Source organism: Streptomyces lavendulae subsp. lavendulae, from assembly GCF_002803845.1.
Taxonomy (GTDB): Bacteria; Actinomycetota; Actinomycetes; order Streptomycetales; family Streptomycetaceae; genus Streptomyces; species Streptomyces lavendulae.
On sequence record NZ_CP024985.1, the window covers coordinates 7,790,602 to 7,805,645 of the forward strand.

General features: G+C 73.8%; 13 protein-coding genes. 6 read left to right on the forward strand and 7 right to left on the reverse strand.

Translation table 11 applies throughout. The features are described from left to right. Window positions 1-153: 153 nt before the first annotated feature. A complete protein-coding gene (locus SLAV_RS34865; protein ID WP_078950335.1) occupies window positions 154-327 on the reverse strand; it encodes a CsbD family protein in 174 nt (57 codons plus the stop codon). Window positions 328-411: 84 nt separating this feature from the next. Next, window positions 412-1,779 (reverse strand): DUF2252 domain-containing protein, encoded by a 1,368-nt coding sequence (locus tag SLAV_RS34870; protein WP_051840944.1) that lies wholly within the window; start codon window positions 1,777-1,779, stop codon window positions 412-414. A 148-nt stretch (window positions 1,780-1,927) separates the two neighbouring features. On the opposite strand from SLAV_RS34870, the gene SLAV_RS34875 reads away from it, so the two are divergent. After that, window positions 1,928-2,245 carry an SH3 domain-containing protein gene (locus tag SLAV_RS34875; RefSeq protein WP_051840946.1) on the forward strand — a complete coding sequence of 106 codons (318 nt, stop codon included), beginning with the start codon at window positions 1,928-1,930 and terminating at the stop codon, window positions 2,243-2,245. 202 nt (window positions 2,246-2,447) lie between these two features. Then, a complete protein-coding gene (locus tag SLAV_RS34880) occupies window positions 2,448-3,416 on the forward strand; it encodes an SMP-30/gluconolactonase/LRE family protein (protein ID WP_051840947.1) in 969 nt (322 codons plus the stop codon). 17 nt (window positions 3,417-3,433) lie between these two features. On the opposite strand, the gene SLAV_RS34885 is transcribed toward SLAV_RS34880, so the two are convergent. Continuing rightward, window positions 3,434-3,820 carry a C40 family peptidase gene (locus SLAV_RS34885; protein WP_391284255.1) on the reverse strand — a complete coding sequence of 129 codons (387 nt, stop codon included), beginning with the start codon at window positions 3,818-3,820 and terminating at the stop codon, window positions 3,434-3,436. Between the two features lie 587 nt (window positions 3,821-4,407). Beyond that, window positions 4,408-5,151 carry an HAD family hydrolase gene (locus SLAV_RS34890; RefSeq protein ID WP_030230036.1) on the reverse strand — a complete coding sequence of 248 codons (744 nt, stop codon included), beginning with the start codon at window positions 5,149-5,151 and terminating at the stop codon, window positions 4,408-4,410. A gap of 135 nt (window positions 5,152-5,286) precedes the next feature. On the opposite strand from SLAV_RS34890, the gene SLAV_RS34895 reads away from it, so the two are divergent. Together SLAV_RS34895 and SLAV_RS34900 are read left to right on the forward strand one after the other, a co-directional pair. Then, on the forward strand, window positions 5,287-5,643 hold the full coding sequence (locus tag SLAV_RS34895; protein ID WP_030230037.1) for a zinc ribbon domain-containing protein YjdM: 357 nt from the start codon (window positions 5,287-5,289) through the stop codon (window positions 5,641-5,643). A gap of 134 nt (window positions 5,644-5,777) precedes the next feature. After that, window positions 5,778-6,161: a PRC-barrel domain-containing protein gene (locus tag SLAV_RS34900; RefSeq protein ID WP_037687349.1), complete on the forward strand. Its 384-nt coding sequence runs from the start codon at window positions 5,778-5,780 to the stop codon at window positions 6,159-6,161. A 33-nt stretch (window positions 6,162-6,194) separates the two neighbouring features. Here the strand turns inward: SLAV_RS34900 and SLAV_RS34905 are convergent, their stop codons facing one another. Next, window positions 6,195-7,154, reverse strand: coding sequence for a LysR family transcriptional regulator (locus SLAV_RS34905; protein ID WP_030230039.1), 960 nt, complete (start codon window positions 7,152-7,154; stop codon window positions 6,195-6,197). Between the two features lie 171 nt (window positions 7,155-7,325). On the opposite strand from SLAV_RS34905, the gene SLAV_RS34910 reads away from it, so the two are divergent. Next, window positions 7,326-10,805: a M28 family peptidase gene (locus SLAV_RS34910; RefSeq protein WP_030230040.1), complete on the forward strand. Its 3,480-nt coding sequence runs from the start codon at window positions 7,326-7,328 to the stop codon at window positions 10,803-10,805. 145 nt (window positions 10,806-10,950) lie between these two features. Continuing rightward, window positions 10,951-13,203 carry an FUSC family protein gene (locus tag SLAV_RS34915; RefSeq protein ID WP_078950337.1) on the forward strand — a complete coding sequence of 751 codons (2,253 nt, stop codon included), beginning with the start codon at window positions 10,951-10,953 and terminating at the stop codon, window positions 13,201-13,203. A gap of 58 nt (window positions 13,204-13,261) precedes the next feature. Here SLAV_RS34915 and SLAV_RS34920 read toward each other — a convergent pair whose 3' ends face one another. Beyond that, the gene (locus SLAV_RS34920) at window positions 13,262-14,134 is read right to left on the reverse strand and encodes a D-hexose-6-phosphate mutarotase (protein WP_030230042.1); all 873 of its coding nucleotides are present in this window, start codon (window positions 14,132-14,134) and stop codon (window positions 13,262-13,264) included. Window positions 14,135-14,367: 233 nt separating this feature from the next. Continuing rightward, a complete protein-coding gene (locus SLAV_RS34925; protein ID WP_158740668.1) occupies window positions 14,368-14,955 on the reverse strand; it encodes an RICIN domain-containing protein in 588 nt (195 codons plus the stop codon). Window positions 14,956-15,044: the final 89 nt, after the last annotated feature.

Sequence of the window (15,044 nt, forward strand, 5' to 3'; positions counted from 1 at the left end):
CTGCGTGACCGGATCGTCACCGCGGCGTCACGGCGCGTGAGGCCGTGCGGGCCGGGGGCGGGACCGACTGCGGGGCCGAGGGCGCGGGTGGGGGAACGCCGCGGTCCCGGACCCCCGAGGGTCCGGGACCGCGGCGGACGCCGGCGCGGCGCGTCAGCGCTTGAACATGTCCTTCATCTTCTCCTTGGCCTGGCGGGCGTCGCCCTTCACCTTCTCGGCGCGGCCCTCGGCCGTGAGGCGCTCGTTGCCCACCGCGCGGCCCGCCGTCTCCTTGAGCTTGCCCTTGGCCTGCTCGGCCTTGGCGCGGCCCTTCTCCTGGCTCGACACAGCTGATCACTCCCTGGGGGACGGGAACACCGTACGACCCGCGTCTGACCGGGATCGCGGCGCGCAAACGTCACCCGGACCGGGTCATCCCGAACCCTTCGGGGACGGGCGGGCGGCGTGGGAGGGGGTCGGGGTGTCGGTCAGGGCGGCCGTGAGCGCGGCGTGGTCGGCGAGCGTCAGGTCCGCGTAGGCCAGCGCGAAGCGGGCGACGGCCCGGTCGAAGACGTCCCCGGTGCCCAGGTATCCGGCGATCGCGATCCGGTCGCCGGTCCGGGCGTGGGCGCGGGCCAGGGTCCGGCCGCACAGTGACGCGTACTCGTGCAGCATCAGCGGGTCCATGCCGGCGACGTCGGCGGCGCCCTTCATGTCGCGCAGCTGGCGCCAGTAGAAGTGCCGGCCGCCGGGGCCGGTGGCCCAGCCGAGGAAGATGTCCGCCGCCGCCTGGATCAGCCGTTGCCCGGCCACCACCCGGTGGCCCGCGTGCCGGTGCGCGGACGCCCCGGCGTGGGGCTCCAGCACGGACGGTCCGGCCTCCTTGATCTGGAGGAACAGGGGGTCACGGGAGTCCCGGCCGGTGAGCAGCACCACGAAGCAGCGGGTTCCGACACTGCCGACGCCCACCACCTTCCGGGCCACGTCCACCACCTCGAACCGGTCCAGCAGCAGGCGCCGTTCCTCCGGGAGGGACTCCCGGTAGTCGGCGAACACGCTCCGCACGGTCGCGGCGTCCAGATCGTCCACCGACTCCAGGAGCGGCGGCTCGTAGCGGATCCGGGGCCGGCCCTCCACGACGTCGGTCAGCTTGTCCAGGGCCTGGAGGCTGGTGCGGCGGCGGGCGCGCTCCAGGCCCGCCGCGACCCGTTCGCGGTGCCGGCGCCGCACCAGGGGCAGCACCTGCGCGGTGTCCACCCGCTCGTACCAGACGGCGAGTTCACCGAGCCCGGCGAGGCGGCGGATGTTGCGCCGGTAGGCGGCGGCGGACGCCTCGGCGGCGCTCGCGGCGGCCGTGTCGTCGTGGCCGTTCGCGCGGGCGGCCACGGCCACGCTCGCCGCCAGCCGTTTGACGTCCCACTCGAAGGGTCCGGGGAGCGTCTCGTCGAAGTCGTTCAGGTCGAAGAGCAGGGCACGCTCGGGCGAGGCGTACAACCCGAAGTTCAGCAGGTGGGCGTCCCCGCACAGTTGCACCCGCAGACCGCTGTCCGCCGTCGTCGCCAGGTCGGCGGCCATCACGGCCGCCGCGCCGCGCAGGAACGGGAAGGGCCCCGCCGCCATCCGGGCGTACCGCAGCGGCAGCAGGTCCGGCAGCCGGCCGGTGCCCTGCTCCGCGAGCACGGCGACCGGGTCCGGCCGTGCGTCGGCGCCGGGGACCCGGTCGTGCGCCGAGCGCGGCAGCCGCTTGCGCTGCGCGCGGCCGTGCCGGGCCCGGTCGTCGGGGGAAGCGGACAGCGCCATCCCCCACTCATATCACCGGGTCCGGCCCTCCGCCGATCGGGCGACCGTGCGGTGCGCCGTACGGACGTACGGGGCCCGGCGGCGCAGGGTCGAGGTCGGTGCCGTGCTCGGTGCGCGGCACGTCGGTCGTGGAGATGGGGAGGCGCGGATGCGCATGTTCAGGAGGATCGCGTGGGCGGGCCCGGCGGCGGCGGCCGCCGTCACTCTCTTCGCCGGGAACGCGCTGGCGACGTCGTCGCCGGCCGAGGGGCTCGTGGTCAGCACGGCCGGCCTCAAGGTCCGGGCCCACGCGAGCACGCACTCCCACGTGGTCGGCGTGCTCGACCCGTGGCAGAAGGTCCGGCTCTCCTGCCAGACCGAGGGCGCGTGGGTGGAGGGCAACGACATCTGGTACCGGCTGCACGGCAAGCCGGGCTGGGTTTCGGCCCGCTACGTGCACAACTACACCCGCGTCCCCTGGTGCTGAGCCCGGGGCCGGCCCGGCTCTGAGCCCGCCGGGGCGGTCACCGGGCCGGGCCGGGCGCCCGGCCCTGCGTCGGACCTGCCGCCCGGCCACCGGCGGCTTCCGGCCAGGACGGCGGCGCGGGCCGCGGGCAGGGGTGGTGCGGGCCGGCCCCGCGGCCGATACTGCGCCGGGCAGGGAGCCTGATCACGGAGGGGGACCGACGATGACGATCCGCACGTTCCGAACCGGCCCGCGGGCGCGCCGCCGCGGGGGCCGGGTGGCCGTGACCGCGGCGCTGCTGGCCGCGCTGGCGGGTGCCCTCGGGCCCGCCCCCGCCCAGGCGGCACCGGTCTGCGACACCACCCGCGCCGAGCCGCCCGTCGAGGTGGCCCGCATCCCCGACTGGGCCGAGTCGATCGCCGTCGACGGACATGGGCGGATGTTCGTCACCGCGTACTACACCGGCCGGGTCTACCGCATCGACGCCCCGGGCAGCGCCCCCGTCGCCCTCACCGGGGACATCGGGGCCAACGGCGGGATCGTGGTCCGGGGAGACGGCCGGCTGCTCGTCGGGACGGGCAACGACCTCGCGCACTCCCTCACCGGCGGCCTCCTGCCGGTCTCGAAGCTGCTGCTGGTGGATCCGGATTCCGGCGCGGTGAGCACGTACGCCTCGGGTCTGGGCGGGATCGACGGGGTCGCCCTCGCACCCGACGGCACCGTGTACACCACCACCCTGGGCGCCCGGACCATCGGCCGCGTCACCCCGGACGGGCGCGTCGACCCCGCCTGGGCGCGGGTGGGACAGCCCAACGGGATCGCCGTGTCCCCGGACGGCTCCGAGGTCTACGTGGTCCAGACGACCGTCGCTCCCGGCCTGTACCGGATCCCGGTGGACGATCCGGCGCACCCGCGGCGGTGGCTCTCGGCCGGGCCCGGGGACGCCCTGGCGCTGCCCGACGGGCTCACCCTCGACGGCCGCGGGCGCCCGCTGATCGCCACCCACGTCGCGGGACAGATCTGGCGGGCCGAGGGCGGGTCCCTGTGCGCGGTGGAGTCGGGCCTGCCCCTGTCCACCCAGATCACCTATGGGCACGGAGCCGGGGGCTTCCCGGCGGGCAGGCTCTACCGGACGGGTGTGGACGGACGGATCCACGAGGTGCCCGCGGGCGCCGACCCGTCCGGCCGCTAGCCGGGGCGGTGGTGCGCTCACGAGGCGCGGCCGTAGCGGACGTTGCCGCTCCAGATCCGTTCGAGCCGTACGCGGGTCCCGGGTCTGGGGGCGTGCCAGATCTTGTCGTCCCCGGCGTAGATGCCGACGTGGCCCATGGTGGAGCCGTCGGGGAAGAACACCAGGTCCCCCGGCACCCGTTGGTCCCGGGGGATGTGATCGGTGTGTTCGTACTGCTGCTCCGCGGTGCGGGGCAGCGCCCGGCCCGCCTGCCGGAAGGAGTAGAGCGTCAGGCCGGAGCAGTCGAAGCGCGCGGGCCCGGTGGCGCCGTGCGCGTACGGGGCGCCCTCCTTGGACGCGGCCACGACCACGGCCCGGGCGCCGTACGAGGGCGCGGCGTCGGCGGGGGAGGCGGGGCCGGCCACGGCGGAGGCGGTCAGGAGCAGGAGGAGCGAGAGGGCGCGGGGAAGGCGGGATCCTGGAATGCGGCGAACGGGCCGGTGCGACTTTCGGCAACTACGCGAGACGGTCCTGGATACGGACATCGGGATACCTCCGCGTTCGGATGCGGGCAACGGTCGGTCGGATACCTGCGACGGTCCTGCTTTCGGTGACATGGGTCCCTGGGTCTGACGGCCGCCCAGTTTTCTCCGAAGGCACACGCGTTTCACTTCTCGGGCCCACTCCGGGTTGTATCGGTTGTGCAAAATATCCGCGAAGGAATGGGAAAATTCCCGCGCATTGGCGTGTTGCCGGTTTCGCCGCGCACGCGCGGGCGCACGGGCGCGGCCGTTCGTGATAACGGGAAACCCGGCGAACGCGCGTGGATCCCCGGCCCTTGCCGGCGCCGCGTGGACGCCACGAACAAACTCCCTGCTCTCGCAGCGGTGTTCGATCAAGGCTCGGCCGGACAACCGGCCCGTTCCTCGACGTGCCCGAACTCCACTACCCCCACAGGGGAGTTCATCTACTATGTGCCGTCCCCCCCCGGAGTCCTCTTCCTCGACGGCGGTCAGCTCCAGCAGGGGCAGGACGCCGGTCGGGGGGCGAACACGCGGTCCGCGTCCGGTTCCCCGGCCACCCGGCCGGCGGGCGGGCGCAGGGTGAAGTCCGCCGCCGGGTCGACCTCGTCGAAGGAGGCGAACAGGTGCGTACGCGGGAACCAGTCGCCGAACGGCTCCGGCGAGGCGCCTATGCCGATGAACTGGCTGCCGGTCGCCACCGCCGCCCGTACGTCCCACGGCCCGTCACCCACGCAGACCACCCGGTCGAAGGCGGCGCCGGCCCGTTCGACGGACCGGTGGACGGCCTCGCGCACCAGGTGCTCGCGGAAGGCGTGCTCGTTCGCGGTCACCACGGGCCCGGTCACCGCCAGGGGAGCCAGCTTGGACTCGGTGACCTCGCGCATCGCGCCCGTCGCGAAGGCCACCGCGTACCCCGGGTCCGCCTCCAGCGCCCGCAGGAACGCGGCGGCCCCGGGGGTCTGCTCGACCCCCTCCCGGGCCGTCGCGGCCGTGAACCGCTCGTGCAGCAGGCCGGAGAACCGCTTGGTCTCCGCCTCGTCGGGAAGCCGGCCCGTGTTGCTGCGGAACACCTCCCGGAAGATCCACGAGTCCGTGTGGTGGGTGTACCCGCCCCAGTCGGAGTCGATCTCGGTGAGCCCGCTGTCACGGAGCGCCGCGACGAACGCGGCCACGTGGGCGGGGACGCTGCGCAGCAGCGTGCCGTCGATGTCGAAGACGATCAGGGTGGTCATGGCCTGCTCCCTCGTTCGAACACAGTGCAGATCCGAAAGGGTAGGGGAAGGGGCTGGACATGCCGTCGAGGGTGACTGGGCACACCGCCGGGGGCGGGGCGGGGTGGTGCGTATGGCCTGAAATACACTGGTCCGGTGACTGACACCCCCCTGCCCTCCTGCCCCGAGTGCTCCGGCGCCTACGCCTACGAGATGGGCGCGCTCCTCGTCTGCCCCGAATGCGGCCACGAGTGGCCGGCCGTCTCCGACGAGGGCGCCGCGGCCCCCGCCGAGCGGGTGGTCAAGGACGCGGTCGGCAACGTGCTGGCCGACGGCGACACGGTGACGGTCGTCAAGGGACTCAAGGTCAAGGGCAGCACGAGCGGGATCAAGGCGGGCACCAAGGTGCGCAACATCCGCCTCGTCGACGGTGTCGACGGCCACGACATCGACTGCAAGATCGAGGGGTTCGGCCCGATGCAGCTCAAGTCCAGCGTGGTCCGCAAGGTCTGACCGCCGCCCCGCCCGGTCCGCCCGCCCCGTCCGGCACGTGTGAAGCCCCCGGCGCCGGGAACACGAGGGCCGAGACGGGCGAACGGCGGCGCGGGCCGTCGCCGTTCGCCGCCGACCGGAGGAGCGGGGTTCACGTGAGCGAACATGTGTGGAGCTACAAGTCGACCGCGGGCCGCCCGGCGGGCGCCGACCTGATCGGCTACCGGGTGGAGGCGACCGACGGGAGCGTGGGCAAGGTCGCCCGGCATTCCGACGAAGCCGGTGACGCCTACCTGGTCGTGGACACCGGCACCTGGATCTTCGGCAAGGAGGTCCTGCTGCCGGCGGGCACCGTCGTGAGCGTCGACCCCGCCGAGCGCAAGGTCTTCGTCGACCGGACCCGGGGCCAGATCAAGAAGGCCCCCGCCTTCCACCGCGACATCCACCTCGCCGACCCCGCCTACCGCGAACGGCTCGGCACCTACTACGGCAACGGCGTCCACGGCACCGGCGGCCCCTTCGGCGGCCGGGTGCTCTGACCGGGCAGCCTCGGCGGACGGCCCGGCCGGAGGTCAGTCGAGTGCCGGATGGACCTCCGGGTGGGCGTCCCACCAGGCCTGGTGGAAGGCGTTGTTGCCGACGTCGGCCACGTAGGAACGGGCCGCCGCGTGGTAGAGGAGTTCCGCCTGCCGGGCCGAGAGCGCGGCCCGGTTCCAGGCGAGGCGGATCCGGCCGGTGACGGGGTCCCCGGCGAGCGGGCGCAGCACCGTCCCCGCGGCCGCCGGAGCCGTCGGCTGGCTCAGGGACACGGCCCGGCCCGCGGCGATCAGGTCGTAGTGCAGCTTCCGGTCGGTGATCCGGTAGCGCAGCAGCGGGCTGAACCCGGCCTTGGCGCAGGCGGCCACCAGGGCCTCCGGGCCCCCGTCGTCGTCCTCCACCAGCGTCATCCACGGCTCGTCGGCCAGGTCCGTCAGGTCGATGTGCTCCAGGCCCGCCAGGGGGTGCTGCGCCGACAGCCGGATGCAGAACGGCTCCTTCGCGATCAGGGTGCGGGCCAGGGCCCCCTCGGGGAGCGGCACCTCGTGCTCGTTGACCTCCCCGTACACGATCGCGTCGTAGCGCCCGGCGCCCAGCATCCGGGTCAGGGCCGTCACCGAGTCCTCCAGGTCCACGGTGATCTCCCGCCCGGACATGGCCAGGTCCGTCTGGGCGAGGAGCCCGTCGAGCAGGACCAGCAGGATGCAGCCCAGCCGCAGGGGCGCGCCGGGGGCCAGCGCGCGCGCCTCCGCGCCCAGCGCGTCCATCTCGCTGAGCACCCGGCGCGCCTTGGTCAGCACGAACTGGCCGAGGGCGGTGGGCTCCACGCCGTTCCTGCCGCGTACGAACAGCTCCCCGCCGGTGACCGCCTCGATGCGGCGCAGCTGCGCCGAGAGCGCGGGCTGGGACACCCCGAGCCGACGCGCCGCGGCGCCCAGGCTGCCCGCCTCCGCGATCCGGCAAACGGCTTGCAGATGCCTCAACTCCAGCTGCATTACGGCAGGTTACGCAGGGCCACGGCGCCGCACCATAACCCGGACCTTATGCCGTCCGGGATGTCCCAATCTCGTCATGTCCACATCCATACTCGGCGGCGAACGAGAGCTCACCCCCCACGAACGGAGTGGACGTTGCACCCCACCAGATGGACGGCGAGCGTGGCGGCGATGGCGCTGACCGCGAGCCTCGCCGGAGCCCTCACCGGGACGGCCTCGGCCGCCCAGCGGGACCGGACCGGACCGGCCGACCGGGAAACCCCCGCCGCGCGCGCCGTCGCCGCGGCCGACCGGGCCGTCGCCAGCGGCCTGGACACCCTGGTCAACTCCTCCCAGGAACGCTACGAACGGCGCCTGGTCACGCCCTGGCTGAAGGACCTCTACTCGGTCGCCTACGAGCGCAGCTACCGCGGACTGCCGGTCGTCGGCGGCGACGCCGTCGTCCTCGCCGACGGTGCGGGCGCGATCCGCGCCCTGCAGTCCGCCTCCTCCGTCCGCATCGACGTCGCGACCGGCCCCACGGTCACGGCGAAGGACGCCGAGTCCACGTCCCGCGGCCGGCTCGCCACGGTCGACAGGACCGACAGCAGCCGCCTCGTGGTCCGCCTCAAGGACGACAAGCCGGTCCTGGCCTGGGAGACCGTCCTGACCGGCCGCACCCGGACCGCCCCCAGCCGGCTCCACGTCTTCGTGGACGCCCGCACCGGATCCGTCGTCGACTCCTACGACGACGTCGTCGCCGGAACCGGCAACAGCAAGTGGAACGGCCCCGGCCCGGTCACCATCGACACCACCGCCTCGGGCGGCACGTACACCCTGCGCGACCCCAACCGCACCGGGCTCAGCTGCGCGGACTACAGCTCCGGCAGCGTCTTCTCCAAGTCCTCCGACGCCTGGGGCACCGGCAACCCCACCAGCAAGGAAACCGGCTGCGTGGACCTGATGTTCGCCGCACAGAAGCAGTGGGACATGCTCGGCCAGTGGCTGGGCCGCAACGGCGTCAGCGGCAACGGCCGCAGCTTCCCCGGCAAGGTGGGCCTCGGCGACCTCAACGCCTACTGGGACGGCAGTTCGGTCACCATCGGCCACAACAGCGCCAACGAGTGGATCGCCGGCGTGGACGTGGTGGCCCACGAGTACGGGCACGCCATCGACAGCAACACTCCCGGTGGCACCAGCGGCCAGGAGGCCGGACTCGGCGAGGGCACCGGCGACATCTTCGGCGCGCTGACCGAGGCGTACGCCAACGAACCGTCCCCGTACGACACCCCCGACTACACCGTCGGCGAGGTCATCAACCTCCAGGGCCGGGGACCGATCCGCAACATGTACGACCCGCCGGCCGTCAACAACGACCCGGCCTGCTACAGCTCCGCGATACCGGGGACCGAGGTGCACGCCGCCGCCGGCCCGCTCAACCACTGGTTCTACCTGCTGGCCGAGGGCACCAACCCCGGCGGCGGCAAGCCGGGCAGCAGCACCTGCAACCAGAGCACCCTCACCGGCGTCGGCATCCAGAACGCCGGCAAGATCTTCTACGGCGGCATGCTGCTCAAGACCAGCAGCATGTCCTACAAGAAGTACCGGACGGCCACGCTCAGTTCGGCCAAGTCCCTCGACACCACCTGCGACCTGTTCACCAGGACCAAGGCGGCCTGGGACGCCATCAGCGTCCCCGCCCAGGCCGGTGACCCCACCTGCACCCCGAGCGGCCAGAACGGCGACTTCACCCTGACCCTGGACCCGGCCTCCGGCACCGTCCAGCAGGGCGCCTCCGTCACCACCCGGGTCAACACCGCCACCACCACCGGCGGCGCCCAGCAGGTCACCCTCGGCGCGAGCGGCCTCCCGGCCGGGGTGAGCGCCTCCTTCAACCCGGCGACCGTGCAGTCGGGCCAGTCCTCCGTGCTGACCCTGACCGCCACCGCCAACGCCGCACCCGGCTCCTCCACCGTCGTCGTCAAGGGCCAGGGCGCCGGCACCACCGCCCACACCGTCGACTACGTACTCAACGTCGGCGGCACCACCCCCGGCACCGACCCGCCGAACATCGACGTCGCCGCCGTGCAGGCGCACCTGACGCAGTTCAACACCATCGCCTCCCAGAACGGCGGCAACCGGCGTGCCGGCAGCGGCGGCCACGCCCAGTCCCTGGCCTACATCAAGGGCAAGCTGACGGCCGCCGGCTACACCGTCACCGAGCAGAGCTGCACCTCGTGCACCTACCCCTCCAACAACCTCGTCGCCGACTGGCCCGGCGGCCCCGACGACCAGACCGTCATGTTCGGCGCCCACCTCGACAGCGTCTCCGCCGGCCCCGGCATCAACGACAACGGCTCGGGCTCGGCGACCCTGCTGGAGAACGCCCTCGTCCTCGCCCAGAAGAACCCGGCGATGACCAAGCACGTCCGCTTCGCCTGGTGGACGGACGAGGAACAGGGCCTCAACGGCTCCAAGTTCTACGTCAACCAGCTCGGGAGCGCCCAACGCGCCGCCATCAAGGGCTACTACAACTTCGACATGGTCGGCTCGCCCAACGGCGGCTACTTCATCAACAACGTCAACTCCACCGCCGCCGCCCCGCTGAAGGCCTACTGGAGCTCCCTCGGCCTCGCCCCCGAGGAGAACACCGAGGGCCAGGGCCGCAGCGACGACTACTCCTTCCAGCAGGCCGGCATCCCCACCTCCGGCTACGCGGCCGGCGCCAGCGCCCGCAAGACCGCCGCGCAGGCCACCAAGTGGGGCGGCACCGCGAACGCCGCCTACGACTCCTGCTACCACAGCGCCTGCGACACCACCAACAACATCAGCGCCACCGTCCTCGACCGCAGCGCCGACGGCGTCGCCTACACCGTGTGGAAGCAGGCCGTCGGCGGCCAGAGCCCCGCACAGGACTTCTCCCTCGCCACCAGCCCGGCCGCCGGCAGCGCGGCCCCCGGCGGCTCCGCCACCACCACCGTGGGCACCACCACCGTCAGCGGCGCGGCCCAGACCGTCGCCCTGACCGTCTCCGGCGCCCCGGCCGGGGTGAGCGCCACCCTCAGCCCGTCCTCGGTGCAGTCCGGCAACTCCTCCACCCTGACCGTGCAGGTCGCCGCGAACACCGTCCCCGGCACCTACACCCTCACCGTCACCGGAACCGGCACCACCACCCACACCACCACCTACACCCTGACCGTCAGCGGCGGGGGCGGCACCTGCACCCCGGCCCAGGTCGTGGCCAACGGCGGGTTCGAGAACGGCAGCAGCCCCTGGAACGCCACCACGGGCGTCATCACCAACCAGGCCGGAGAGGTCGCGCACTCCGGCAGCCACATGGCGTGGCTGAACGGCTGGGGCTCCTCCCACAGCGACAGCGCCGCCCAGTCCCTGACGATCCCGGCCGGCTGCTCCTCGTACCGGCTCTCCTTCTTCCTGCACATCGACACCGACGAGACCGAGAACGTGGTCTACGACCGCTTCACCGTGTCGGTCGGCGGCCAGACCCTGGAGACCCTCTCCAACGTCGACGCCAACACCGGCTACGCGGAGAAGTCGTACGACCTCTCCCGGTTCGCCGGGCAGACCGTCACCCTCCAGTTCCTCGGGACGGAGGACCAGTCGCTCCAGACCTCCTACGTCGTGGACGACGTCACCCTCCGGGTGAGCTGAGCCCCGCCCGCACCCGACGGGCCCGCCCGGCCGCCCCCGCACGGGGGAGACCGGGCGGGCCCCGTCCGGGGCTGCCGTCCCGGCCCCGCGGTGGGACCCTGAAACGGGGACCGGGACCGGGCAAGGCGGGGCGGGCGGAGTCGCGATGGGTACGCAGACACACGACGGCGGGGGCGCCACCGGCGCCGCACCGCGCACGGCAGCCCGCCGCACGGGGCGCCCGGCCCGGGCCCTCGAACGGCTGCGGACCGGCACCGACCCGACGGCCGCCGCCGCGCGCCGGGCCGTCCGCGTCACCCTGGCCGCCTGCACCGGCTTCTACGTGTTCCTCTACGTCCTGGACGGCCCGGTCAGCGCCACCTACGCCCTGTTCTCCGCGGTCTCCCTCGCCGCCCTCTCCCGGATCCCGGGCACCGGCCGCCAGCGGGCCGCCGTGATGCTGAAGCTCCTGCCCGTCGCCTGTGTGCTGGTGACGGTGGGCACCTACCTCGCCGTCCGCACCTGGACCGCCGTCGCGGGCACCCTGGTCATCGGCTTCTGCCTGGCCTTCGTCGCGGCCGCCGGCCCCCGCCCTGCCGGGGCGTCCCCCGGACTGCAGCTGCTGTACATCCTGCCCTGCTTCCCCCCGTACGCCCCGGACACCCTCGGTGACCGGCTGACCGGCACCGTCGTGGGCCTGGCGCTGACCGTCCTCGCCGAGGCGTTCGTCCTCCCCGACGCCCGCCCACCCTCCTACGCGGAACGGGTCGCCGCCGCCGCCCGCAGTGCCGCCCGGTGCGCCGCCGCCCTGCGCGAGCCGCCCTACGGCCTGCCCGCCGACGTCACCCGCCAGGCCGTGGCCGCCGGCGAAGCCGTACGGCCGTCCCGGGTCCCGGAAGCCGAGCGCCCCGCCGGGCCCAGCCTGCGCGAGCGCGCGCTGGCACACACCGGCCTGGCCGCACGCACCCTCCTGGCCCGGCTGCGCGCCCTGCCGGCCCCCGGCCCCGGCATCCCGCCCGATCCCGCGGGACTGGCACTGCTGGGCTCGGTCGCGGCGGCCGACCGGGAGACGGCCGTCGTCCTCGCGGGGGATCCCGCGACCGCGACCGCCACCGCGGAGGCCGGGACGGCCGCCCGCGCCCTGCACACGGCCCGGGAACGCGCCGCCCTCCTCCAGCCCGCCACCCCCGTCGACCGCAGGCGCCACGCGGCACTGGTGGAGATCGCGGACGCCGCCCTGGTCCTGGGCCAGGTGGCCGATCTCTCCGTCCGCGGGCGCGCGGCCGCACCCGACACCGCCGAGGGCCGCTTCTGGTACGCCCGCGTGCACCCGCTGCGGCTCTGGTGGATCCGCCTCGCGGGACACGCCGAACCCCGGTCCGTCCACTTCCAGAACGCCGTACGCATCAGCCTCGCGCTCGCCGTCGCCCGCACCGTGGCCGGACTGGACACCCTTCCCCACGGCTTCTGGGCGATGCTCGCCGTGCTGTCGCTGACCCGCACCACAGCCGTCCAGACCCGGGCCACCGTGCGCCAGGCCCTCACCGGGACCTTCGTGGGCGCCCTCGCCGCCGGAGTCGTCCTCGCCCTCGCGGCCGGCGCCGCCCTGCCGTGCGCGGTCCTGCTGCCGCCGCTGATGCTGATCGCGTTCTGCGTCGGCCCGGTGCGGGGCGTGGGCTGGATGCAGGCGATGTTCACCCTGGTCGTCTCCCTCGTCTTCGCCCAGCTGTCCGTCGCCACCTGGCAGCTCGCCGAGGTCCGCTTCCTCGACGTGCTCATCGGCAGCGTCATTGGCATGCTGTGCGGACTGCTCGCCTGGCCGAAGGGCGCCCACGACGAACTCGGCCGCTCCGTCGCCCGGCTGCTCAGGGGCGCCGCCGCGCAGGTCGCCGCCACCACGCGCGCCGTCACGGCAGGAACGGGAACACCACCGGCCGCCTGCGACGACGCCGAGGTCCGGCACGCGCTGCTCCTCGCCGAGACGGCGTACGCCCAGTTCCAGGGCGAGGCCCAGCATCCGGCCGGCCCCGGCCCCGACTGGCACAGCGCCCTCATGGCCGGCCACCACGTGCTCTGGGGAGCCCGCCGGGTCCTGGACACCGCCGCGGAGCCGGAACCGGCCCCGGACCGCTCCGCCGGCAGCCGCGTCAGGTCGTACGGGGCCTGGGTGGCGGACGGCTTCGTGATGGCCGCCGCCCGCTTCGACGTACCGAAGGGCCGCCGCCGGAGCGGGCCCGGCGAGACGCGGGCTGACACCGCGGAGGACGCCCAGCCCGGCGGTCCGGACCCCTCGGACGCCACCCGCGACGCACCCCCGCTGTTCTACACCGCCACGGCCTGGCTCGACTCCCTCACCGCCGACCTCGCCCGGATGGCCGCCGCCCACGCCGTCGAGGACCGGCCCCGGCGACAGCCCTGACCGCACGGCCGCTTCGTCGGGATCGCGACGATCCCGCAGCTGCCCCGCCCTTCCGGCGTCAGGCCGGGAGGAGGCGCAGGGTGAGGCCCAGGCGGGCGGGGCGGCCGGGCGCGGCCTCCAGCGGGGTGCTGACGCGGCCCGTCTCCACGCACAGGAAGTGGAGGTGGTCCTCGTCCGTCAGGTCGGCCATGCCCGCGGCCAGTTCGGGGCCGGGGTTCCACACGATGACGTCGCTCGCCCCGTGGTGCGCGATCTCGACGGCCCGGCCGAGGGCCCGGTCCGTGACGACGGAGACCTCGTCCGGCTCGGGGTAGACCCGTTCGATGTGGTCCGCCGGGGTCACCGCGCCGCCGGCGTCGGACCCGTCCGTCGCCAGGAGGTTGTCGTGGTAGTGCTTGCCGAGTCCCGAGACCTCGGCCTCGCCCAGGGCGCCGATCTGCAGGTAGGTGTGGAGGGCGGCCGTGCTCCGGTGCTCGCCGCTCGCCTCGACCTCGATGCCGCAGGTCTCGCCGAGCGTGATCCGGGTGGTCAGCGTGAACTCGTGCGGCCACAGGGCGCGCGTGACGTCCGAGGACTCCAGCCGGAACACCAGCACGACCCCGTCCTCGGTCGTGTCGTGCGACACGAGGTCCCAGTCGAGGGTGCGGGCGAAACCGTGCGAGGGCTTGGCGACGGTGCCGAACCACGGCCAGCACAGCGGGACACCGCCCCGGACCGGGGTCCCCGCCACCCAGGTGTTTCGCTCGCCCAGCCACAGTCCCGGTGCGGATCCCGCGGGCTGCCAGGAGAGCAGCTGGGCCCCCTGGACGCTGACCGCGCCGCGGACGCGCGGGTGGTCGACGACCAGGAGCGGGATCTCGCCGATCCGGCGGCGGGTGACCGACGGGGCGAGCTGTTCGAGGACGGGCAGGGCGAGCAGGTTGTCGTTCATGCGCAGACTCTTCAGAATCCGCACAAGAGAGTCAAGTCGGGCCCCGCGGGACCCGCCGGCCCGCGCACGGGTGCGGCACGGCGGGTCCTGAAGTCCGCCGTGCCGCCTGCGTGCCGTGCCGTGCTGCTGTGCGAGGTGATGCCGTGCGATGCCGTGCGGTGTGCGCACCGAGCGCCGTGCCATGCTCTGTTGGGCCCCCGTCGGGCCCGGCCGGTGCGGTGCGCGTGCCGGTCTCAGCCGATCTGGTCGTAGTTCCAGTACTGGTCGAACAGCGGGGCCCACACCTCGGGCCACGGGGTCGTGGTGCTGCCGCAGGCACCCAGCACGGCCTGCGAACGGCGGCCGGTGTCACGGATGCACTGACCGGTGCTCGCCTCGACGATCTCCCAGCGGTTCGGGTACTCCGGAGTGCCCCGGTAGTTCCAGGTGAAGGTCGAGCAGCCCCAGCCGTTGGTCAGCACGATCGGGGCTCCGGGCGCGGGAGTGCCGCCCTGCGGGCCCAGACAGTAGGTGCCGAAGGCGCCGATGGTGAAGTTCCCGTTGCCCAGGCTCTGGAAGTGGAAGCGCTGGTGCAGCCCGGTCTTGCAGTCGAAGGTCTGGACGACCTGCCCCACCTGCGGAGCCCCGCCGCCGCGGAGGTCGAGGCACTTCCAGCTGACCGCGGCGCGCAGTTCGTAGACGGCCGCGTTGCGGAAGCTCGTCGTGTAGCGGATGCCGGGGTTCTCGGCGGCGTGCGCCGAAGTCGGTACGAGCAGGGCGAAGAGTCCCATCAGCGCAGCCACCACACCGTGCCTGCCGAGCCGACCCAACTTTCGAGCCACGCGGTTCCTCCTGTCTCACGACTGCCTTGACGCGAAGAACCTAGCGAGATCCACTGAATACCCGGTACCCACCCTTTCAGGGGGGTGTG

Bases quoted from the DNA above. Each gene is read 5' to 3' on its own strand.
- SLAV_RS34870 (WP_051840944.1), bottom strand. From the start codon at position 1,779: ATGGCGCTGTCCGCTTCCCCCGACGACCGGGCCCGGCACGGCCGCGCG.
- SLAV_RS34915 (WP_078950337.1), top strand. From the start codon at position 10,951: ATGGGTACGCAGACACACGACGGCGGGGGCGCCACCGGCGCCGCACCG.
- SLAV_RS34875 (WP_051840946.1), top strand. From the start codon at position 1,928: ATGCGCATGTTCAGGAGGATCGCGTGGGCGGGCCCGGCGGCGGCGGCC.
- SLAV_RS34880 (WP_051840947.1), top strand. From the start codon at position 2,448: ATGACGATCCGCACGTTCCGAACCGGCCCGCGGGCGCGCCGCCGCGGG.
- SLAV_RS34920 (WP_030230042.1), bottom strand. From the start codon at position 14,134: ATGAACGACAACCTGCTCGCCCTGCCCGTCCTCGAACAGCTCGCCCCG.
- SLAV_RS34890 (WP_030230036.1), bottom strand. From the start codon at position 5,151: ATGACCACCCTGATCGTCTTCGACATCGACGGCACGCTGCTGCGCAGC.
- SLAV_RS34905 (WP_030230039.1), bottom strand. From the start codon at position 7,154: ATGCAGCTGGAGTTGAGGCATCTGCAAGCCGTTTGCCGGATCGCGGAG.
- SLAV_RS34910 (WP_030230040.1), top strand. From the start codon at position 7,326: ATGGCGCTGACCGCGAGCCTCGCCGGAGCCCTCACCGGGACGGCCTCG.